At 43.7% G+C, this 22460-nt stretch carries 24 protein-coding genes; 8 read left to right on the forward strand and 16 right to left on the reverse strand.

The features are described from left to right. Window positions 1-175 precede the first annotated feature (175 nt). Together G5B00_RS05500 and G5B00_RS05505 are read left to right on the forward strand one after the other, a co-directional pair. Window positions 176-394 carry a DUF2683 family protein gene (locus G5B00_RS05500; RefSeq protein ID WP_163872261.1) on the forward strand — a complete coding sequence of 73 codons (219 nt, stop codon included), beginning with the start codon at window positions 176-178 and terminating at the stop codon, window positions 392-394. Beyond that, window positions 385-645, forward strand: a complete 261-nt coding sequence (locus G5B00_RS05505) for a Txe/YoeB family addiction module toxin (protein ID WP_163872262.1) — start codon at window positions 385-387, stop codon at window positions 643-645. The genes G5B00_RS05500 and G5B00_RS05505 overlap by 10 nt, the downstream gene beginning before the upstream one ends. Before the next feature lie 14 nt (window positions 646-659). Here G5B00_RS05505 and trpC read toward each other — a convergent pair whose 3' ends face one another. The 5 genes from trpC to G5B00_RS05530 all read right to left on the reverse strand — a co-directional run bounded on the left by trpC (window position 660) and on the right by G5B00_RS05530 (window position 6007). Next, window positions 660-1442: an indole-3-glycerol phosphate synthase TrpC gene (gene trpC / locus G5B00_RS05510; protein WP_163872263.1), complete on the reverse strand. Its 783-nt coding sequence runs from the start codon at window positions 1440-1442 to the stop codon at window positions 660-662. 108 nt (window positions 1443-1550) lie between these two features. After that, the gene (locus tag G5B00_RS05515; protein ID WP_163872264.1) at window positions 1551-2123 is read right to left on the reverse strand and encodes an anthranilate synthase component II; all 573 of its coding nucleotides are present in this window, start codon (window positions 2121-2123) and stop codon (window positions 1551-1553) included. 318 nt (window positions 2124-2441) lie between these two features. Next, window positions 2442-3845 carry an anthranilate synthase component I family protein gene (locus tag G5B00_RS05520; RefSeq protein ID WP_163872265.1) on the reverse strand — a complete coding sequence of 468 codons (1404 nt, stop codon included), beginning with the start codon at window positions 3843-3845 and terminating at the stop codon, window positions 2442-2444. 281 nt (window positions 3846-4126) lie between these two features. Continuing rightward, a complete protein-coding gene (locus G5B00_RS05525; protein ID WP_163872266.1) occupies window positions 4127-5194 on the reverse strand; it encodes a branched-chain amino acid aminotransferase in 1068 nt (355 codons plus the stop codon). 126 nt (window positions 5195-5320) lie between these two features. Continuing rightward, complete coding sequence (locus G5B00_RS05530) at window positions 5321-6007, reverse strand: zinc metallopeptidase (RefSeq protein ID WP_163872267.1); 687 nt, start codon at window positions 6005-6007, stop codon at window positions 5321-5323. 154 nt (window positions 6008-6161) lie between these two features. Here G5B00_RS05530 and G5B00_RS05535 point away from each other — a divergent pair, with 154 nt between their 5' ends. After that, a complete protein-coding gene (locus G5B00_RS05535; protein WP_317168831.1) occupies window positions 6162-6590 on the forward strand; it encodes a DUF488 domain-containing protein in 429 nt (142 codons plus the stop codon). A 475-nt stretch (window positions 6591-7065) separates the two neighbouring features. On the opposite strand, the gene G5B00_RS05540 is transcribed toward G5B00_RS05535, so the two are convergent. The 4 genes from G5B00_RS05540 to G5B00_RS05555 all read right to left on the reverse strand — a co-directional run bounded on the left by G5B00_RS05540 (window position 7066) and on the right by G5B00_RS05555 (window position 10413). Then, window positions 7066-7605, reverse strand: coding sequence for a hypothetical protein (locus G5B00_RS05540; protein ID WP_163872268.1), 540 nt, complete (start codon window positions 7603-7605; stop codon window positions 7066-7068). A 48-nt stretch (window positions 7606-7653) separates the two neighbouring features. After that, on the reverse strand, window positions 7654-8748 hold the full coding sequence (locus G5B00_RS05545; protein ID WP_163872269.1) for a hypothetical protein: 1095 nt from the start codon (window positions 8746-8748) through the stop codon (window positions 7654-7656). 76 nt (window positions 8749-8824) lie between these two features. After that, the gene (locus tag G5B00_RS05550; RefSeq protein ID WP_163872270.1) at window positions 8825-9442 is read right to left on the reverse strand and encodes a hypothetical protein; all 618 of its coding nucleotides are present in this window, start codon (window positions 9440-9442) and stop codon (window positions 8825-8827) included. Window positions 9443-9504: 62 nt separating this feature from the next. Then, entirely contained in the window at window positions 9505-10413 is a 909-nt protein-coding gene (locus G5B00_RS05555; RefSeq protein WP_163872271.1) for a hypothetical protein, read from the reverse strand. Window positions 10414-10636: 223 nt separating this feature from the next. On the opposite strand from G5B00_RS05555, the gene G5B00_RS05560 reads away from it, so the two are divergent. Next, window positions 10637-12571, forward strand: coding sequence for a tetratricopeptide repeat protein (locus tag G5B00_RS05560; RefSeq protein WP_163872272.1), 1935 nt, complete (start codon window positions 10637-10639; stop codon window positions 12569-12571). Here the strand turns inward: G5B00_RS05560 and G5B00_RS05565 are convergent. Beyond that, window positions 12568-12792, reverse strand: a complete 225-nt coding sequence (locus G5B00_RS05565; RefSeq protein WP_163872273.1) for a hypothetical protein — start codon at window positions 12790-12792, stop codon at window positions 12568-12570. The two genes, G5B00_RS05560 and G5B00_RS05565, sit on opposite strands and share 4 nt — an antisense overlap. Before the next feature lie 28 nt (window positions 12793-12820). Further along, complete coding sequence (locus tag G5B00_RS05570) at window positions 12821-13798, reverse strand: hypothetical protein (RefSeq protein WP_163872274.1); 978 nt, start codon at window positions 13796-13798, stop codon at window positions 12821-12823. A 160-nt stretch (window positions 13799-13958) separates the two neighbouring features. On the opposite strand from G5B00_RS05570, the gene G5B00_RS05575 reads away from it, so the two are divergent. Both G5B00_RS05575 and G5B00_RS05580 read left to right on the forward strand, forming a co-directional pair. Further along, a complete protein-coding gene (locus tag G5B00_RS05575; protein ID WP_163872275.1) occupies window positions 13959-15920 on the forward strand; it encodes a tetratricopeptide repeat protein in 1962 nt (653 codons plus the stop codon). Further along, the gene (locus tag G5B00_RS05580; protein ID WP_163872276.1) at window positions 15913-16524 is read left to right on the forward strand and encodes a response regulator; all 612 of its coding nucleotides are present in this window, start codon (window positions 15913-15915) and stop codon (window positions 16522-16524) included. Before G5B00_RS05575 ends, G5B00_RS05580 begins: the two co-directional genes overlap by 8 nt. A gap of 130 nt (window positions 16525-16654) precedes the next feature. Here the strand turns inward: G5B00_RS05580 and G5B00_RS05585 are convergent, their stop codons facing one another. Then, a complete protein-coding gene (locus G5B00_RS05585; protein WP_163872277.1) occupies window positions 16655-17275 on the reverse strand; it encodes a porin family protein in 621 nt (206 codons plus the stop codon). A gap of 150 nt (window positions 17276-17425) precedes the next feature. Next, complete coding sequence (locus G5B00_RS05590; protein ID WP_163872278.1) at window positions 17426-18253, reverse strand: helix-turn-helix domain-containing protein; 828 nt, start codon at window positions 18251-18253, stop codon at window positions 17426-17428. A 308-nt stretch (window positions 18254-18561) separates the two neighbouring features. On the opposite strand from G5B00_RS05590, the gene G5B00_RS05595 reads away from it, so the two are divergent. Then, window positions 18562-19071, forward strand: a complete 510-nt coding sequence (locus G5B00_RS05595; RefSeq protein ID WP_163872279.1) for a CD225/dispanin family protein — start codon at window positions 18562-18564, stop codon at window positions 19069-19071. After that, window positions 19061-19450, forward strand: coding sequence for a DUF2752 domain-containing protein (locus tag G5B00_RS05600; protein WP_163872280.1), 390 nt, complete (start codon window positions 19061-19063; stop codon window positions 19448-19450). Before G5B00_RS05595 ends, G5B00_RS05600 begins: the two co-directional genes overlap by 11 nt. A 37-nt stretch (window positions 19451-19487) precedes the next feature. Here the strand turns inward: G5B00_RS05600 and groL are convergent, their stop codons facing one another. From groL to G5B00_RS05615, 3 genes are all read right to left on the reverse strand, one after another. After that, window positions 19488-21125, reverse strand: coding sequence for a chaperonin GroEL (gene groL / locus G5B00_RS05605; RefSeq protein ID WP_163872281.1), 1638 nt, complete (start codon window positions 21123-21125; stop codon window positions 19488-19490). Window positions 21126-21220: 95 nt separating this feature from the next. Continuing rightward, entirely contained in the window at window positions 21221-21496 is a 276-nt protein-coding gene (groES, locus tag G5B00_RS05610) for a co-chaperone GroES (protein WP_163872282.1), read from the reverse strand. 226 nt (window positions 21497-21722) lie between these two features. After that, a complete protein-coding gene (locus G5B00_RS05615; RefSeq protein WP_163872283.1) occupies window positions 21723-22427 on the reverse strand; it encodes an outer membrane beta-barrel protein in 705 nt (234 codons plus the stop codon). Window positions 22428-22460: the final 33 nt, after the last annotated feature.

The following is a 22460-nucleotide window of genomic DNA, read 5'->3' on the forward strand; positions in this document are numbered from 1 at the left end:
GCCGAAACCTAAACAGAAGGCTGTCCGAAATGATGACCAGGTATAAGTTCTCAGACCTTTTCGGACACCCCATGGTGAGACCAGTTGTCTTGAAAAAGTTTTAAACGTTAAGTCTCTTCACATAAAATTTGTAACTTTGTATAAGACAGCGATTAGGGAGTTAAAAAAAGAACAGATGAAAGCAATAAATATCACAGCATATACGGATGATACTTCCCAAATAGAAGCATTAAAGGCTGTTATGAAGGCGTTGAAGATAAAATTTGAGTTGACTAAAGGAGAAAACCCTTATAATCCGGAATTTGTTGAAAAAATCCAACAGGGCGATGAAGATCTCAAAAACGGAAAAGGAAGGGTTGTAACCTTGGAAGAGCTTGATAGCTTATGGAAATAATCTATCTTCCAAAGGCTGATGAGGACCTTGCATATTGGGTAAAAACAGGAAATAGAGCTGTTCTCAAAAAAATAGCTGAACTCACAAGAGCAATTTTGGATAAGCCCTACTCAGGTATAGGTAAGCCTGAAGCACTTAAATACAACCTTGCTCCTAAATGGTCAAGAAGAATCACGAAGGAGCATCGTTATATTTATCACGTGCAGGAAGACAAGTTGTATGTCTACTCACTTAGGGGACACTATGAATAAGGAATCATATATAGTTAAAGCTGTTGTACAAACTCCTCCATAGCCGCTCCCGGATCCCCTGTTTTCATAAAGTTTTCACCGATCAAAAAACCTTGGAACCCTCTTTCTTTCAGATCGCGGATAGTTGAAGGATCTGAAATGCCACTTTCGGAAACTTTGATAAACCGATCCGGAATCTGATCGACTAGATCGTGGGAGTGTGCTAAGGACACGCTGAAGTCTTTGAGATTGCGGTTGTTGACACCGATAGCATCAATGCTGTCAAAGATACTGCGGTGCAGTTCCTCTTCGTTGTGTACTTCGAGCAGGACATTCAGCCCCAGAGACTTGGCATACTGTGAAAAGGATTCGACCTCCTCCTCTGTCAAACAGGCCGCAATCAACAAAATGATGTCGGCTCCGTAAGCCTTTGCTTCGGCAATCTGATACGTATCTACAATAAATTCCTTACGGAGCAGGGGAATGGTCAATGCCTCCCGGGCGGCAGTCAGATCGGCTAGGCTTCCTTGAAAGAAATCCGGATCAGTCAGCACCGAGATGGCCGACGCTCCGGCATTTTGATAGCCCAACACGACATCTTGCACGGTAGAAGTTCCGTTGATCAGCCCTTTTGAAGGAGAAGCTCGTTTGTACTCGGCGATAATACCTGTTTTCTGCGGGTCGAGGATACTGTCTTTCAATGAATAGCAGGTACGCCCGAATAGAGGATATTGTTCCAGTTCAGCAAGAGAAACCTGAGCTTTGGCTTCAGCAACCTCTTGTTTTTTCTTTTCTACGATTTTATCGAGTATAGTCATTTTATAGTATTTAGTACAAAGTATTTAGATACACTGTCTATCTTAAAAAAGATGTAAGACTTTGAAATTAAATCATTTTCTCATCTCCAAATTACCCCATCTTCAAATTTATTTCAACCAGTTTTCTATCAACTTCTTTCCATTATCTGTCAACACCGATTCGGGATGGAATTGTACACTGCGTACATCGTATATCGTATGTGACAAGGCCATGATGATGCCATCGGGGTCGAGAGCTGTGATTTTTAATGTATCGGGAAGGGTATTCTTTTCTACCGCCCAAGAATGGTAACGGCCGATCTTGGAATTGCGGGGAAAATCTTGAAACAACTTTTCTGTATCGTCCGTGATGATAATGTCTGTCGCTACGCCATGTAAGGGTTTGGGCATATTGAAGAGTGTTCCTCCAAAAACTTCTGCAATAGCCTGTTGGCCAAGGCATATCCCCAAAATACTTTTTGTGGGGGCATAGGTACGTATGACGTCCATCAGCAACCCTGCTTCCTCGGGGATGCCGGGGCCGGGCGATAGAAGGATCTTGTCAAAATCGTCCACATAATCCAATGTGAATTTGTCGTTTCGGACGACTTCATAATCTTCTCCCAATTCTTGTAGGAGATGTACCAGATTGTAAGTAAATGAATCGTAATTGTCGATTACTAATATTTTAGTTTTGCTCATCGGTGCTTTCTAATTCTTTTTCTTTGATGTTTGTGCTGAATTAGAGGTAGTTAGTTTGTCGTCATTTCGAACGAAGAGAGAAATCTATGAATGAAAAGGAAATTAACGCGCTATATGTCCATAGATTTCTCTTCGTCGTACCTCCTTATCGAAATGACGTTTTTTTCTTAAATTCTATTTTTTCGTTTTCCTGTTGCAAACTTTTTGCTTGATTGTCATATTTCTCCCTCAAGTCCAACAATTCTAAAATACGTTGGTCTATCGTGGCTATCGAGGCCTCTAGGTGAGGTAATGTAAGGCAGTATTCCAATGGTCGTATCATATCTCCTGTGCTATTTCCAATGCCTTGCGCAATGCGGCAATCTTATTGTTGACTTCCTGTAGTTCTTTTTCCGGATCCGAGTCCAATACGATACCTGCTCCCGCTTGGTAATGCAATACACTTTGTTTGCTTAAAAAGGAACGTATCATGATAGCATGGTTAAAATCTCCGTTGAAACCCATGTAGCCTAATGCCCCGGAATAGAAAGAGCGCTGAAGCCCTTCGTAACGGTCGATCAAGGTCAGGGCCATATGCTTGGGGGCTCCGGATAGTGTCCCGGCCGGAAAGGTGTCCCCGACGACATCGAATGGATTGGCATCGGCATGCAACTGTCCCGAGACTTTGGATACCAAATGTATAATGTGCGAGTAATATTGAGCTTCCTTATAGGATTTGACCTGTACATCGGTACAATGCCGGCTTAGGTCGTTTCGGGCCAAATCTACGAGCATGACATGTTCGGCTGATTCTTTTGGATCGTTTTTAAGGGCTTCGGCTATTTTTTCGTCTTCTTCCAGATTTCCCGTACGTTTGAATGTTCCTGCAATAGGATAAATGGTTGCTTCGTTTTTTTTGATGGTTAACTGTGCTTCCGGAGACGAACCGAATAACTTGAAGTCCCCGTAGTCAAAATAGAATAGGTAGGGCGAGGGGTTAACGGACCGCAGGGCACGGTATACATTGAACTCATCACCAGCAAAGGCTGTAGCAAAGCCTCTTGATGGTACGATCTGAAATACATCCCCACGTTGGATATGCTCTTTCATCTTGACGACCAGGTTACGAAAGTCACTGTCCGACATATTGGAAGTTTCTTCGCCTTTGACCTGAAAGGAATATTCGGGGAAATTCTTGTTTTGGATCAGATACTCCATGCGTTCCAGTTCACTTTCTTCGTTTTCCAACAGGTTTTCGAAGATATACAGCTGGTTTCTGAAATGGTCTATCGCAATGACATACTTGTAGACATGGTATTGTAGAAAAGGAATGGCTCGACTCTCTTCCACCTTGGCCGTCAGCGTGATGTCTTCGAAATGTGCGACCGTATCGAATGTGAAATAGCCGAAAAGACCGTTTGAAATCACATTTACACCGGGGATTCCATCACTGTGAAATGTTTTCCTAAAATCTGAAACCTCTTTACGTAGATCTATTTCACTGGCTTTTTTGTATATTTTTTGCTCTCCGGGGTAAGCGATCTGCAAGGTGTCTTGATCCAGTGTGATGCCTGCTATGGGCTGGCAACAGATATAGCTGATATTATTGTCCCGACTGTGATATTCCGAGCTTTCCAACAAGAGACTATTTGGAAATGTATCACGTAGTCTTAGATAGATACTGACAGGCGTCGTTGTGTCTGCCAATATTTTTTTATACGGTGTCTTGAATGTGTATTTCATCTTATCAAAGTAAAAAGTCAAAAATAAAAAGTCAAAAAGTATTGATTCAAACTAGCAATTTTCATTAACAAAAAAGCCCGACTATATTGTCGGGCTTTAATTTGAATGGTTTTGGTTGATTATGAAAATCTTTATCAAGAATACCAAAATGCTAGCTACCCGACGTATTATACTCAGGCCACCACCAAAATTGATATTTGTTTTCAGTCATCATTGCCGCACAAAATTATTATATTTTTTAAAAAATCCAAGAAATTTTAATAAAAAAATAAAAATAAAGCTTAGATCGTGAAATTCCATCCAAAAGGATCTTCTATTTTCCCGTAACGCAGCTGGTTGAGATAATCCAGTACTTTGTTTGAAAATTCACGTCCTTCTACAGGAGGGAGATGATAATCCTGTCCTTCATAACCTATCCTGTCGATATGGGTGATGGTTGCTGCGGTTCCGGCCGCAAAAGCCTCTGATACGGTTCCGGCCTTGATACCGTCGATCAATTCCTGTACAGAAACTTTTCGTTGCTCGGCTTTATAACCCCATTTTTCAGCCAATTCCATGATTGTTCGTCGTGTCACGCCGTGGAGGATAGTATCTCCATGCGGTGTGATGATGCTGTCACCGATACGGAAGATCAAGTTTGCTGTACCGGCTTCCTCGATATACTTGTGTTCTTTAGCATCTGTCCACATGATCTGGTCGTAACCTTCGTCATTGGCCAATTGGGTAGGATATAGGGATAAGGCGTAGTTTCCTGCATTTTTCGAAAAACCTACACCGCCTTCAGCCGCCCGGGTATAGTATGTTTCCACTTTTAGGCTGATGGGCTTGCTGTAATAAGCACCTACAGGGCACGTGATGATCAAGAATTTGTACGAGACAGAAGGGTGTACACCCAAAGCTGCTTCGGTCGCAAACATAAAGGGACGGATATACAACGATGTGCCTTCTTTGGATGGAACCCAATCCCTATCCACGTCCAATAGTTTTTTCAGACCGTCCATGAAGATTTCTTCCGGTACTTCTGGCATCTGGAGGCGTACGGCCGATTTGTTGAAGCGTTCCCAATTCTTGTCTGGACGAAAGATGCTTACCGTACCATCGGCAAATTTGTATCCCTTTATGCCTTCAAAGATGGCTTGTCCGTAATGCAGGGAAGACATGGAGGGGCTGATGAACAGGTTGCCATAAGGTACGATGCTCACATCCACCCACTGGCCATGGTTGTATTCTGCCACTAACATGTGGTCAGACATGATTTGTCCAAATTTTAAATTGTTGAAGTCTACCTGCGAGAGTCTTGATTGTTGTGTTGGCTCTACGCGAATTGAAAGTTGTTCTGTCGCGCTCATTTCTACATAGTCATTTATAAGGTGTGCAATTTAGGAAAAAAGATAATAGCCTGCTCAAAAACAGGCTATTATTTTTTTTATTCTGTAGAGACGTAAAATCTTACGTCTCTACAAAAGGTAAAATTTCTAATCCCTTCTACCCAACAGGATACTTGCATAATAGAGCAAAGTGACCAAAGCGGATAGTGCAGCGATGACATAGGTCATGGCAGCCCATTTCAATGCATCCTTGGCTCCGTCGTGCTCAGGAACATTGTGGGTAATATTGGCACGATCCAACCAGGTCAATGCTCGTTTGGACGCGTCAAATTCAACCGGAAGGGTTACGAAACTGAACAAAGTAGTCACGCCCAGAGCAATGACTCCGATGGTCAATAGCAAGAAGCTATTCGAAAAAATAGCCAACATCACACCGATCATCAAGGTAAAGGATGTGATCTTCGAGGCAACGCTGACGATAGGCACCATCGCCGAACGAAACTGCAGCCAAGTGTATGCCGAAGCGTGTTGTACGGCGTGACCACATTCGTGTGCCGCTACAGCCGCTGCTGCGACGCTACGTCCATGGTACACTTCCGGACTTAGATTGACCGTTCTGTTTGCCGGATTGTAGTGATCCGTAAGTTGTCCTTCTACCGATATGATGTTGACATCATAGATACCGTTGTCATGTAGCATCTTCTGGGCGATCTCTGCACCGGACAGACCCGACGTCAGGGGCATTTCGGAGTATTTTTTAAACTTGTTCCTAAACCTCGTCTGTACGATCATACTGACGATACCGATACCAATCAATAAAAACCAAATAGTCATATTTTTCTTTCTTTAAATTTCTTACCTAATTATATACTATTGCTGAATCAATCGCCAAATATTGTTCCATACTTGAATCAGCAGCTTTGTTGTCCCATAAAGATATTTATTTTGGCCAAATTGGCTTCAAGAAAAATAAAAAACAATCATTTTTGTGACAAAATGGCGGTATGACTTTAAAACCAATCTCTTTCAGACTTGTTTATCCATTGCCATGAAAATACCCAAGATACATATCAAGCGCATATATGAACCAGCGGAATCAACAGATGGCTTTCGTGTACTGGTCGACAGGCTTTGGCCGAGAGGGATAAAAAAAGAAAAGGCCCATGTAGACGAATGGGCAAAAGATATTGCACCGTCCACGGAGATCCGCGTGGCGTACGGACATATCCCCGAACGATGGGAGAAATTCAAGGGACAGTACCTGGCTGAGCTCAAAAAAAATGAAGATATCCCGCATTATCTGGATAAATGGGAAGAACATCCCGTCATTACCTTGCTGTATGCCGCCAAAGACGAGAAACATGCACATGTGCTTGTCCTACAAAAATATTTGCAGGATTGTTATAAAAAGAGGTAAAGGAAAATATATTCTCTAAATACTGGCTCCCGCGGGATGCGCGTGCTGATCTAAGGTGCGAATCGGGATAGGGGAGGACTTTTTTTGTAAAACATACATCCATTTGACCTTATGGCCTCCCCTTTCTCCGATTGCTGGGATAAGTTCTCCCAATTGCGGTTTTAAAATAAGGCGATTATATACAAATCTAACCAAAACATTCCGTCATCTTGAGCGGAGTGAAACGTAGTCGAAAGATCTCATCTAAGGAGGGGTTAACAATGATGAGATTCTTCCACTTCACTTCGTTTCGGTCAGAATGACGATGTTATTTATGATTGGTCATAAAAGTATATAACTGCCTAAAATAAATAGGGGGAGGAATTAAATTTTTGAACATTTTACAAAGAGTATGTATTTACCTCCCCCTGGGAATAACCCGACCATAAGCAGAGTTATTCCGGATTAGACCTTAATGTTGAATACTTAACAGGTACTAAAACTTGAACGTAACCCCGACATTAAGATGCGAAACACCATAACCTAGCTCGGCGTAGGCCCCAATATTGTCACTAAAGAACCAACGTCCACCCAGAAAAGCAGATAATCCCAGGCCGCTGCCGTAGTTGTTGGCATACCCGGCGTCACTGCCGGTGCTGCTGTAGCTCACGATGTTGTATCCTAACATCAAGCCGCCGTAGACATCCAGGTTGGGCACGTTTTTAAATCCATTGTAGTGATAAGCCCCGCGGGCGCCAACGACGATATAGTTCCATTTGGCTGTATAGCTACCACTGGTATATTTATAGCCTGTATTGCCCACATAACCACCAAGACTGACGACACCAGGGCCACCGATGTCCCACATGCCGTGATCGACTGAGGCGCTGATAGCGGGGCGAGCTTTACCAAGCCCGCCTAAGGCGGTTCCTAGGCCGATACCGAGATTTGCTGTAGTTGTACCTTTTTGAAATGGCTGCGCATGGGCAGCTACGGCGATAAACACCGCCAGGATAATAAAGATTGATTTTTTCATCGATTGTAAATATTATTGTTTAAATAAGATGGTGAAAGTCTCAGACTATTAGTTATCTGCGTACAAAATATTTGGGCCATGTATCCACTCGCTATATACATCTGTATTAGAAAAGCCTTCCCAGTCGCCTACGGCAGGTGCTGAGTTGCTTCCATCTCCGTTTGTGTCTCCTCCATGCACATCATCTTTATAGGAAGTGAGAAATGCTGCCGCGTTAAGATGTACGTTCCCATATCGCGAGTTTAGTCCCGCAGTCGGCCTTTTAAATTTCACGACGACATTGGCTCCGATATTTACAGTAGCCGAGGGATGAACCTGATGCCATTCATCTAAGACATAAGGTACTTCCGTATTGTTCCAATTCACTGTTACGTCAAATCCGCCAGAAGAATGATGAATATAAATACCATTGTGCGTGTTGATTTGTGACGGCTTTTCGGGATTATGGAATTTATTGCTCGGGTCTAATGTATAATACACATTGACGAGCAAAGGCTTGCCATTATCATATAAGGCATTATTGGTAAATTTACTTACCGTTGCATCCATCATAGAACTCGTGCCAAAAAATGCACAGGAACTGTCATAAGAAGACTCTTGGTATAGGGTATGCGCAATCCTACAGTTGTCAAAAGTAAACGACACCGAATTTGGGCCGGATATTCTAACAGCATTACTAGATCCGCCTCGATTCTTTCCGGCATAGAATATATCGACATATTTAAATGTAGTTTCTGTCGTACCATTGAGATAAATCTGTTGCCAATCACCCTTTGCCGGTGTGGTGGACGCGCCATCTCCATTACTATCGCCACAGTATCTATCATCGCCAATAGATGTAAACACAATACGTCTTTGGGCGGTCCCGACAGCTAGTATTTTTCCTCCAACGACATCGATGCTTGCATCTTTTAGCTTTACAACGACGCCCGGTTCGATGGTCAAGACGTTTCTTACTGAAATATTATTTTTGATGACATATACATTTCCATACGTCCATGTGGTGGGTTCCTGAATGTTTTCTTCGACCAGAACCACATTACAGTTCTGTAAAATCTCTTCATCAGGCGAAGGATCATTTTTTTCACAGGCCATCATCCCTAACAGCGGACATAAGACCAAAAATTTAAAAATCGTTTTCATGGTTTTTTATTTTAATAGTTAATGTTAATAATGATATACACTTCGTATCAGGTCAATAACTGAAATAGATCTTTTCTCACTTCTGACATTCACAATACGCACCTCCGAACAATTCGCCTTCATAGGGTACCTCTGTATAATGTTTGCGTCCGATCGTGATTTCTACCTCTACAGGTACGATGCTGACCTGTGTGTAGCCCTCCTCGGCTTTGGCGACCTCTCCAGACGCCTTGACACGTATGCGTTTGTCCGAATTTTCTAGGATGGTCAACGCAAGAGCTCCTGTATCGTTGTCTTCCTCTGAGAAAACGTAATAAGGCCATTGGGCAAACTGTGGATTGCTGAACGCCGTCGTACTGAATGCGATGGCCGGGTAATCTCCCGTGGCCAGCTTGCTGTTCAGGAGCGCCCTGCCCATGAGCATCAGTACAGATTTTTCGGTACTGTTCGTCTTGGCCTGATCGATACTCAAGGCAAAGCCACGGTCTTCGGGATCCTCCGTGTCAGCGGATGTCGTGAATACGATCTTGTCTTTTCCGAATTGATTGGGCTGGGTCGTCACACCATCGATCGTCACTTTGTACGAACATTCGTCTGTAGTTCCAGCGTTATCGCTGTCTCCGTCCTTTTTGCACGCTGTCATGGTGAGGGCTACCATACATAGCCACATGGTTTTTTGGATTGTAGTTTTCATAGTCTCTTGTTTTACATTATCATTTTTTCTGTTTTTATCCGTGAAGATTTTACGTTCTCGGGTTATTTTTCTGTTTGGACGACAAACATCCCTGTGGGGCGGATCTCCTCTCCGGGGGCGGTGAGATCGTACAGGACTTCGCCGTTTTTCCATACTTTGGCCGAAGAGACCATATTATTATATTCCCGCCCCGCTACATAGACATCACCGCCGGATACAAATACCGAATTAGCTTGTGAAAAGAAAGTGCTGTTGGTCAGGTCTTGAGCGACACCGTTTTTCCAGAGCTTGGCCACAGCAGAGGTTGAATTGTAGCTTTCAAAGCCAGCCACATAAACGTCGGTGCCGGAAACATACATCGATTGGGGAATCGCAATGGTAGAACCATCGGTCAGCTTGTGGGCGATGCCGTTTTTCCAGACCGTGCAGGCACGATTAGAATCGTAAAGTACATACCCTGCCACATAGATGTCACTGCCGGAAACATAGACCGAGCCGGCATAAGAACTTCGTGCACTGCCATCGGTGAGTTCCTGTGCTACGCCATTTTTCCAGACCATAGCTACACTCCCTCCCGAACTCTTGAATTCATATCCCGCTACATAGACATCCGTGCCGGCGACATAAACCGAACCGGCTTCCGAACGGTTAGTACCATCAGTCAGCGCCTGGGGCGTACCATTCTTCCAGAGCATAGCGACTTTCCAATCATTGTACACAGTACCTGCCACATACACATCTTCGCCCGAGACATATATCCCAAAGACTTCCGCTTCGGGGAGGGTGTACAACAACGTGCCGTTTTTCCAGATTTTTCCGGTATTGCCGCGTCCGGCTATATTTTTATGCCCGATTGCATACACATCGGTCTGTATTTCCGTTGGTGTAGGTTCGTCGCCGGGTTTTGAGCAGGAAGCTAAGACTACCGCGATAAAAAGTAGTTGTATTGTTTTTTGGAGTATTGTTTTCATAATTTTTATCTTTTAGTCTATAATTTTTGTTTCTGAGAGAGCCAAATACATTCAACCCGCTGTCGATTTCCCTCCCTCATCTTGCAAAAGCAAAGTTACAGGGGCAAGCCCACCCTGCTTACCCCCAAAAGGGGGTTTTTATTGGAGATAAATGCCGTACCTTTGATTAGAAAGACTTCAGAAGTTCTGAAAACTTCAGAAGTCTAAACTTAAACCTTTGGTTGTGAGAATATATAGCTATAAACAGTATTACAGTCTTAACTTGATTTTATGGATAGCCATCTGTCTGCCGATGATTTTGGTGGGACAGTCAGTGGATTCATTGGAACGATTGCTGTATAAAAAAGAGTTGTCTATGCAGGAAAAAGTGCAGATATACAATATTTTATCTCATCGATATGCCAATAATGAGGTAAATCGTTCCCTATATTTTGGTAAAAAAGGGGTAGTACTTGCCCGACAAAATAAAGATGAAAAAATGGAAGCCACTTTTTATAAAAATATGGGAGAGGCTTATTACAGAGCCGGAATCTATGACAGTGCCATGTTCTGTCTGGACAAAGCCCGATCTATGGCCGATCAACTAGAGAAAGTACCTAGGCTGCAATCTTCTATATACAATATCTATGCAAACATCTATCATGCGCAGAGCCTGCATGAAAAGGCTTTGGAGAATTATTTTGCTGCTGTAAAGGTGTTGGAAGAATATGATGATATAGAGCCTCTTATTAGATTATACTTCAATATAGGAGGAATTTATCAGGGGATGAAAAATTTTGAGCAGGCACTCAAATATCACAGAATGGCCGAGGAATTGGCTATACAGAAAAATGATATAGTGGGACTGGCCTATATTTATGTTTCTCTGAGCGATATTTCCGTTCATCAAGGTCAATCAAAAGAAATATCGGTAGATTATGCTCGGAAAGCTGTCGAAATATTTAAGAAAGTTGATGATAAACGTGCTGGAAGTATCGCCATGCAAGCGTTGGCACAAGCGTATTATCATCACGGAGACTATGGAGCTGCTGAACCTATCGTGCGGCAGGCCGTAATACAGGCGAAAGAAACAGGAAACCCTAATTTAATCGCACAGACATTGGCCACGTTGTCCGATTTATATATCAATCAGGGAAAATATGTCCAATCAGTCGAGATGGCGTTAGAATCATTGAAAGCAGACTCTGCCGATATCAATATTACCACGCATGTTTATGGCAATTTGGCACAAGCTAATGCGTACCTGGGTCATCCGGATTTGACCAAAAAATACATGATCAATTATCAGGAGACCATGGATCGCTATGCCAACGAATCCTATCAGAAATCCCTTTCGGGAATGGAAGTAAAATATGAAACCGAGAAAAAAGAACTTAAAATAGAAGCTTTGGAAAAACAAAGACAACTGTATATCTGGCTAGGTATTGCCGGAGCTACTATTCTCCTCATTGCATTGGCTTTTGCCCTTATACGCTACCGCCTGGCTGTGAGCCGGCGGAAGCTGGCGGAAGAAGGGTCACAGCGGCTTGAACAGGAGAAACAATTGGTGGCTGTACAGGCGACACTAGACGGCGAGGCGGCGGAACGTACACGCTTAGCCAAAGACCTGCACGATGGGTTGGGCAGTATGCTCTCCCTAGTCAAGTTCAACCTGCCTCAGGTAAAAGCAGGGGAGGCCGCTGTATTGGAAGGGATAGATGTCAACCGTTTTCAGAAAGCCCTGGGCATGCTGGACGATTCCATTCGGGAACTGCGGCGTGTGGCACACCATATGATGCCGGAGTCATTGCTGCGCTACGGCTTGAAAGCATCTTTATCTGATTTCTGCTCAGCCATTCCTATTGCCGATTTTCACTATTTCGGGGATGAAGCCCGTTTGTCGGAGAAGTTGGAGATCATGATCTACCGCTGTATCCACGAACTGGTCAATAATGCACTCAAACATGCACAGGCCAAGCATATCAATGTACAGCTCGTGCAGGAGCAGGACCGTATCTCCTTTACGGTGCAGGATGACGGTGTGGGCTTTGACCAAGAGCAAGTGGTAGAAGGTATGGGCTTACAGAATGTACGACAGCGTGTAGCCGCATTCGGCGGTGAAATGAATATCTATTCGACCGAACAGGGAACCGAGATCCATGTGGAGATGGAATGCTAGTGTTGTGTGGACTGTAAATCGTGTCCGTTTGCCGGATCGCCATCTACGGCCCGGTCAATGGTCTTCCCCGCTTTTTGTGAAGTCTTCTGTTCGGTTTTCCGTATCACGGTACGCTCGGCAGCCCTTTCTGCACTTTTGCCCACTTTCTCCAGAAATTGAGCTTGTGCCGTCATGGCACATAACAGCACCGTCAGTATGAATAAATATTTCAATGTTTTCATGATTTTCTTTTTTTTGATGGTTTTCATTCTATTGCCCATTTGTCATAGACACTTCGTAATCCCAGGAATAATATCTCTTTCTCATATAGCTAGGGCCTGAGGTTTCGGTGCGCTCTGCAGAAACGGGATAACCCTCTTCATTATACTCATACGCAAACGTATAGGTAGAGCTTACCATTCCTGTAGATAGGGTTGTTACAGAACTCAGTATATTATTGGGGGTGCAGTAGTTGACCCGGTGGAAAGTGTTGCTTTCCAGTGGTTGTGTGAGTCCCATCGGTATCGTATAGACCAGCGACAGGCGCATGTCCACACCCATGCGCTGCAAATAGACATAGCGGGGATTTTGTTTATAGTCATACGTATACGTATGGATATAGGTTTGGGTATTATCCTCTGGAAAAGTGGGGTCGTTGGAGGATTCACGTTTAATTTCTGCAATATTATCATTGGTGTCATAACGCAGCGCAGTTCGGTAATTAGTGCCTCCACCCGGTCTGTGTTCGACGATAGAAATAAGCCGATCGTCTTCATCGTATGCAAATTGACGTGTCACTGTAGTCGTATAACTACCATCTCTGCCTGTAATAACAACGGTTGACTCTGTAGGAAGTTCCTTATTATTGTAGGTATAGGTGGATTTAATTTCGCTATAATTTCCAAGATAATCCTCTCCGGGATCTTCGTCTATCTGCGCTATCTGTCCACGGTCGTTGTACGTATAGGTCATATTCCCATTTTGGATGATCCGCCCCTGCTCGTCGTAGCGCATTTCCCGTATGTCTTCTCCCGTTTGGTAACTGCTTAAAAAATGGTCGCTGTTGTAGTGAAAACGGGTTTCTTCGTTATAATGAGAATTGTTGTCTTCGTAATCGACGGTAAAAGCGGTAAGCCGCAACACTTCAACGGGTTCTATCTCGGGCTGTGGGCTGTTTTTTTTGGAGCAAGAGCAGACTGTACATAATAACATCCCGGACGCTAAAAATAATGTTGTTGATTTTTTCATGACCGTATTGTTTAGTTTTATAATATTAAGCTTATTGCTTTTGTAGAACAAAGTTATGGAGGAAACGCTGCGTAACTTACCCCCAAAAGGGGGTTTTTATTGGCGATAAATGCCTTACCTTTGTTTGGAAAGATAATTCACAATAAACCTTACTATGCTCATGATGGAAAAACATATAAATAAGGGCAGAAGACAAGTATATCTTTTTTTGCTGTGTCTTATTTTGGTTTGGACACCGGCACTTGTGTCTGGGCAGTCTTTGGATTCGCTGGAACAGGTATTGGCAACGAAAAAACTGTCCGAAGAGGAGAAAATCAAGATATATGACGATCTGTCTTGGTTCTATACCAATATCGATGTATGTCGTTCCATAGATTTCGGCCAGGAAGGTCTGGCATTGGCCCGGAAGAACAAGGACGAAAAGATGACAGCCATTTTTTATCGAAATTTAGGTGTAGCCTATTTTATGGGAGCCGTCCTCGATACGGCCGCCTTCTATCTGGAAAAAGCCCGGCCTATTGCCGACAAGCTGAAAGAACACAGATTACAAGCCTCTATAAACAATACCTACGCTAATATATACCGTGTCCAAAGCAGCTATGACAAGGCTTTGGAAAATTATTTTGCGACTGTAAAAATCCTCGATGAGCAACATGACAAAAAAGAGCTTGGGTTAGTCTACTCCAATATCGGCGGCATTTATCAGATGATGTCCAACTTCGATCAGGCGCTCAAATATTTTGAAATGGCAGAAAAGCTGGCTCTGGAGGTAGGTGATCAGGAAGGGCTGGCGGCTATCTATATTTCGCTGAGTGATATCGCCTACCATCAAGACAAGCCCAAAGCGGTCTCGGTAGATTATGCCAGGAAAGCTGTCGACATTTACCGCAGCACGGACAATAAATACGCTGGAAGCAAGGCTTTGCAAACCTTGGCCAAAGCCCACTACGTTCACGATGACTATGCGGCAGCCGAACCCATTGCACAACAGGCCATCGCACAGGCTAAGGAATTGGGCTTTCCCATTTTGATTGCAGAGGCATTGAATATCATATCCAATATACACTTCCACCAAGGGCGATATGCCCGGTCGGTCGAGGCAGCAATGGAATCCTTGAAGACAGACTCAACCGATCTCAATATTACCATGAATGTCTATGCGAATCTGGCACAAGCTTATGCCTATCTCGGACAACCGGATCTCACTAAAAAATATCTGCATCATTATCGGGAAGTACTAAATCGCTATGCCAACGAATCTTACCAAAACTCCCTCTCCGGAATGGAAGTAAGATACGAAACGGAGAAAAAAGAACTCAAAATAGAAGTCTTGGAAAAGCAGAGACAACTGTATATCTGGCTAGGCATTGGCGCAGGACTGATCTTGCTTATTGCCCTTGCTCTTGCCTTTATACGCTACCGCCTGGCTGTGAGCCGGCGTAAATTAGCCGAAGAAGAAACCCAACGTTTGGAACAGGAAAAACAATTGGTAGCCGTGCAGGCAACATTGGACGGTGAAACGGCCGAACGCACCCGCTTAGCCAAAGACCTACACGACGGATTGGGCAGCATGCTCTCCCTCGTCAAGTTCAACCTGCCTCAGGTAAAAGAAGGCGAGGCCGCTGTACTGGAGGGGATAGATGTCAACCGTTTTCAGAAAGCCCTGGGCATGTTGGACGATTCGATCCAGGAACTGCGGCGTGTGGCACACCATATGATGCCGGAATCATTGCTGCGCTACGGCCTGAAAGCATCCTTATCCGACTTCTGCTCTGCCATTCCCATAGCTGATTTTCACTATTTCGGGGATGAAGCCCGCTTGTCGGAGAAGTTGGAGATCATGATCTATCGCTGTATCCACGAACTGGTCAATAATGCGCTCAAACATGCACAGGCCAAGCATATCAATGTACAGCTTGTGCAGGAGCAGGACCGTATATCCTTTACGGTGCAGGATGATGGTGTGGGCTTTGACCAAGAGCAGGTGGTAGAAGGCATGGGGTTGAAGAATGTACGGCAACGTGTTGCGGCTTTCCAGGGCAAGATGAATATCTATTCTTCGAGTCAAGGTACCGAGATCCATGTGGAGCTGGAATTTACTAAAAAGGAAGAAAATGATTAAAGTAGCCATTGTAGATGATCATAAGATCCTTACGGAAGGATTACAGAACTTGATCGAGGAGTCGGGGATAGCCAGTGTGGTCGGTGTAGCCCATAGTGCTGCCGAATGTAGGCTGTCCCTTGGGTTCTGGAAACCTGATATCTTACTATTGGACGTTGGGCTTCCCGATATCAGTGGGTTAGACTTTTGTAAGGAGATAAAAGACCACTTTCCGGAGGTCAAGGTATTGGCACTGACCACACATAATGAATATGCTATCGTGCGGCAGATGCTGGACAACGGTGCTTCGGGATACCTTATCAAGAACGCTATGTCCGAAGAAGTCTTGGAAGGTATAGAAACCGTGGCTAAGGGCGAGACTTTCCTGTGTCATGAGATAGACCTGCTGATGAAGCGGTCGCCCGAAAAGAACATATGGCTGAGCGACCGCGAACGGGAATTGCTCCGGCTGATCTCGGAAGGATTGACCAATGGAGAAATCGCCGACAAAATTTTTCTTAGCCCGGAGACCATACGTGGCTATCGAAAGAACCTCCTGTTGAAATTAGGCGCCAAAAATACGGCTGTACTGGTCAAGATGGCGGTAGAACAGAAATTGATTTAAACTATAGATGGTACCGGTCTCTAGTCCAGCGCTGCGCCTAGATCTCAGCGAGGATGATAGGCACACACGGCAGGTGTGTGCCATAATTAGGACAGTTGCGCATATTTATGACTTTTTAGCCACAAGGGATTTATAATCTCATGCTAAATCCGGCTGTAGCAAATCCCTTCATCCCAAATCCCAATTCGGCAAAGCCACCGAATCGTTTGCCTACACGGATTCCGATTGGATTGATCTGGAAGGCAAAAGTCGTAAAATTTTCTTTGTCCTCGAGAGTGCTGCTCTTTTCTGTTTTTCCAGAGAAAAGAGCTCCAACGGCCAGTACCCCGTATAGATTGATATTCTCACGTTGGAGATAATAAAATTTTGCCGTAGGCATCACCGTAAAGAGGTTGGTCTTACGCTTTATAAGTTCGTCGGGTTTTGAACCATCTCTCGATGTCAGCTTGATCTCTTGGTTGAGATGGAGATAGCCCAGATCTCCTCCGGCAGCGAGCCATTTGTTGACTTTGTACAGATAACTTGCACTAATCATACCTGGTATAGATTTGTCTTTGTTTTCTTTATCGTAGTCACCGTAATTGGCTTTCAAGGCGGTGCCCAGCTCATCAAAAATAGTTAAGATTAGGACAGTGGGCGCCGCATCACTGACCATCAAATTCAGTTCGCTATTACCTTGTTGTGCATAAAGCGATATGTTCATCCCTAGCATGGCTAACAATGAGCACATAAACAACCTATTCTTTTTCATATATTCCGATTTTAAGTTTATATCCTTGTGCGTGCGTTTTTCAAACAATTATATTCCTTATATAACAGTGAGTTGCCTATCTGTGCGTAAAAATAAGGTAAATTATGGTAATGGTATTGGAAAAAAACGACAAATGGCTTTGAAAATTATTTAAAGATCGAGATAATCTATATGTGTTCCTACATACAGTGAAGACATTCTGCTGCGGCCTTTGCCATATTTTTGTGGAGATACGCCCATATGTGAGCGAAATTCATTGATATAATGACTTTGGTCGTAGTACCCGCACTCGTAGACAATCTCTTGCCAAGAAATTTTAGGATTGTACTTCCGTAGGAGAAACGCATGATTAAAGCGGACGATCTTGCAGAACTGTTTGGGAGGCATGCCGATGTATTCTCCAAAGAGCCGCTCTACGGTACGGGGAGACATATTCGTATGCCGCATCAATCTGTCTAGCTGAATATTCCCTCGATAGCACAAGATAATTTGTTCGATAAAAGGTATGGCCTTTAAGTCCGATAATTTACGTTTGGACAGTAAATGGATGAAAAAACGGTCAAGTAATTTCTTTTTTTCGTGTGGACAAATGGTGTGAGCAAGGCTGTCTTTTAATTGATGGGTATGTTTTGCTATGATTTCTTCCAAAGGAATAAAATCGTCATGCAACAAATGGATTGGAATTCCAAAGAGCTGATAAAAAGCTGACGCCCTAAAACAGCAGATAGTCAATCTTATGGGACGATCTATCTCCATACTGAATCTTGGAGAAAGGTTGCCTATAGCTCCATCTTTCCACCGTAGAGATCTACCCGTATCAGAACAATAGCGAATATACTCATCCCCCTCGTAAATGAAAACTTTTACTGCCCCATCGGGTACGTATTGCTCGGGACGGTATGTCCTGGAAAGACTGATAAAGCTATATTTTGAGATATATGAGGTAAGTAATTTATCGGGCACTAAATCGGTAATCATAACTTGGATGTCTACAAGGGGTCAATAAAAACTGTCTACGAGATAAATAGATTTTGACACAGTAAGAACAATGTACTGTTCTTGCAAATCTATTTGATTTTTACCACTTTGCGAAATTTAGATCAATATTCCGTTATCTTTAGTTGCGTATAGCTTGCCCAACAAACGCACCGAAACCATAACTTATATGCTATTTGGGCAAAGGCTTGTCTTTAGAAAACCGAATGTATGTCGTACGTGCAATTTGTCCTACCCCTAATAATTACACGAGATTTTTTTATCTTAGCCTGTATAAAAGCAAGTATAGCATGAAACAATACCACTATTCAGATGGCGTAAACTCATATGGGCCGATCAGCTTGGAAGAGCTTCGAACGAAAAATATAAATCCGGACACACTGATATGGACGGAGGAATTGGTGACTTGGAAAAAAGCCAAGGAGATTCCTGAGCTCCAGGATCTGTTTGGAAATATATCCAATCCCCCACCACCTTCACAGTTTGGTGGTACGCAGCATTATTCGGGCCAATCTCAACAAGGGAATACACAGAACTTTCAACGTCCTCCCAAGACCTATTTATTGGAGAGTATTTTAACAACCATATTCTGTTGTTGGCCTTTGGGGATTCCTTCGATTATCTACGCTTCCCGTGTGGAAAAGAAATTTTATGCGGGAGATATCGCGGGAGCAGAAGAGGATTCGGCCAATGCAAAGAAATGGATGATCATCAATCTGATCGCTTGTGTCGTGCTATGGATTGCGTATTTTGGCTTTTTTGGACTAGCTATATTCGGTGGGTTGATCAATGGTTATTAAGCGGGTATTAATATGGGTCATGTTGGGCATAGGTTCAACGGGTGTACTATTTATGTATAAATACTTCAATCCGTTGAATCATGCCCTGTTTCCCAAATGTCCTTTGAAGCATTTGACCGGACTGGACTGCCCCGGTTGCGGCAGCCAACGGGCTTTACATCACTTGCTCAATGGTGAGATCGAACAATCTTTTTTGCAAAACCCTTTGTTGTTTTTGATGGTTCCTTACCTCTTATTGGGCTTTTATCTGCAATTGGTTCCTGAGCCTACGGTAAGGGAACTTAAGCTGCGTAAGGCTTTGTATGGCTACCGGGCCATTCAAGTGGTATTTGTGGTTATTATTTTATTTACCATTGTTCGGAATATGGCTAAAATATAATAAAAAAACCGCTCTCAACTGAGAGCGGTTTTTTTTATTACATCATTCCGCCCATGCCGCCACCCATAGGAGGGGCACCTGCGCCTGCTGCATTATCTTCCGGTTCATCGGCCAATACGCACTCTGTAGTCAACAACATGGATGCTACAGAAGCAGCGTTCTCCAATGCGACACGTGATACTTTGGTAGGGTCGATAACACCTGCTGCAATCAGGTTCTCGAATTTGTCTGTACGAGCGTTGTATCCAAAGTCGGCTGTACCTTCTTTGACTTTCTGAACGATGACAGCACCTTCGATACCGGCATTGTCACAGATCTGACGAAGAGGCTCTTCGATCGCACGTTTGATGATGTCGATACCGATCTGCTCGTCTTCATTTTCGCCTTTCAGGCCAGCCAAAGCATCTGTGGCACGGATGAAAGCTACACCTCCACCGGCTACGATACCTTCTTCGACAGCGGCACGGGTTGCGTGCAATGCATCGTCTACACGGTCTTTTTTCTCTTTCATCTCGACTTCGGTCGTAGCACCTACATAAAGGACAGCTACTCCACCGGACAATTTGGCCAAACGCTCTTGCAATTTCTCGCGATCGTAGTCCGAAGTTGTAGTTTCGATCTGCGAACGGATTTGTGTCACGCGGGCTTTGATATCGTCTACATTGCCAGATCCGTTGATGATAGTCGTGTTGTCTTTGTCTATAACGACTTTCTCTGCTTGGCCTAGGTAAGAAAGCTCGGCATTTTCCAACTTGTATCCTCTTTCTTCCGAAATAACGGTACCACCTGTCAGGATAGCGATATCTTCCAACATCGCTTTGCGGCGATCACCGAAACCGGGAGCCTTTACAGCGGCTACCTTCAGCGAACCGCGGATCTTGTTCACGACAAGGGTAGCCAATGCTTCACCGTCCAGATCTTCTGCGATGATCAGCAATGGTTTGCCGGTTTGAACTTGTTTTTCCAGAATAGGCAACAATTCTTTCATGTTGCTGATTTTCTTGTCATAGATCAAGATGTAAGGGCTTTCCAACTCGGCTTCCATCTTGTCGGAGTTGGTGACAAAGTAAGGTGACAAGTAACCACGGTCAAACTGCATACCTTCTACAGTTGTTACTTCGGTTTCGGTACCTTTGGCTTCTTCTACGGTGATGACACCGTCGTTGCCCACTTTTTCCATGGCTTCGGCAATCAATGCACCGATGACATCGTCATTGTTGGCAGAGATAGAAGCGACTTGTTTGATCTTATTGTTGTCCTGACCCACAGTTTGTGACTGTGTTTTGAGGTTGGCGACAACAGCTGCAACGGCTTTGTCTATACCACGTTTAAGATCCATGGGGTTAGCACCTGCAGCTACGGATTTGATACCCGGTGCAACGATGGCCTGTGCCAATACAGTTGCTGTAGTCGTACCATCGCCGGCTTGATCTGCGGTTTTTGACGCTACTTCTTTGACCATTTGTGCCCCCATGTTTTCCAAGGGATCTTTCAGCTCGATTTCCTTTGCTACTGTTACGCCGTCCTTAGTGATCGCAGGTGAACCGAATTTCTTTTCGATGATGACATTACGACCTTTAGGACCTAAAGTTACTTTTACCGCATTTGCCAACGTGTCCACGCCTTTTTTTAGGGCGTCACGTGCTTCTACATTATATTTTACTTGTTTTGCCATGTTTTTATAGTATTGAGATTTGAGACAAACTTTGTACGGGCGAAAAATCTTTCGCCCCTACGACTTTGTTGATTTTTACTTTTACCTTTTTGTAATTATAAAACAGCGTAGATATCCGATTCACGCATGATTAAATATTCTTTACCTTCGTAAGTGATCTCGGTACCAGCATACTTGCCGTACAATACTTTGTCACCTACTTTTACAGTAAGAGGCTCGTCAGGTTTGCCTGTGCCTACTGCTACGATGGTACCTTGAGAAGGTTTTTCTTTTGCAGTATCCGGGATGTAGATACCTGATGCTGTTTTTTCTTCTGCGGGAGCAGCCTCTACGACTACTCTGTCTCCGATAGGTTTAATACTTAATGCCATAGTTATATCACTTATTTTTAAATGTTTAATTTGTTAAATGTACGCAACATTTTTATCATCAACTGTGCCAAATCATTTTTAAGGCATTTTCTTGACAATTTTTCACTGTCGTGTCAGAAAATCATTGGGGAGGGTGTCAGGTTGGCAGAAAAAGACAGGGGCGCCCTCGTTACAAACGAGGACGGTGTGTAGATTAGAGACGCAATGCATTGCGTCTCTACATAAATTAAAATCCTAATGTGAGGCCAAAGGTAAAGTTGTTTAGGCCTTTCATGGCAGGGGTGTTCTCGAACATATCGTTTACATAGTATTTGGCAAATATGCCGAAGTCATCATATCCGATGCGGACAAATGGGCCATACTGAAATGTCGCCAGGCTGTAATTGTCCTTGAATTTTTGTTTGCCCAGTTTCTCGCTTTTGAGACGTTGCGTTCCTTTTAGGAGTATACCCGTCATTGCACCGAATGCCACCTTCACGCGTTCTCCATCACGTAGCTTTCCACTTCTCCACTCAAAGGACAATGGTAGGCGGAGGTAGGTCGTCGTCAATACATTCTTGGTATAGCGGACATCATTCTCATCGACAAACTCATAGGATAGGGGGCTTTGGTTTTCGTGTAAGAGGATGTTCTTTTTCAGTCTCAGATAATTCCACTCTACTCCGGCCGAAATATAGGTCTTGAAATGATCGTTGAAACGCAAACCTACCTGTAGGACATCAAAACCAAAGTTTGAAGCTCTTTTATAAGACAGGTCATTTTTCTCGTCCGATAAGCTGAACGAACCATCGTCCATCGGTCTGGAAAAACCCCAGTCTATTCTTGAAAATGTAATGCCCCCAAAGAGACGAGGGTATTGTATGGTGCTTTGATCGTTTTGGATACTATCTGTGGCAGAGGTATCTTGGATAGAGGTGTCTTGTACTGCCATATCATGTTTTTTTGCATGCACAATGCTGAAAAA

Origin of the sequence: Parapedobacter sp. SGR-10 (genome assembly GCF_011030405.1) — a bacterium.
Lineage (GTDB): Bacteria > Bacteroidota > Bacteroidia > Sphingobacteriales > Sphingobacteriaceae > Sphingobacterium.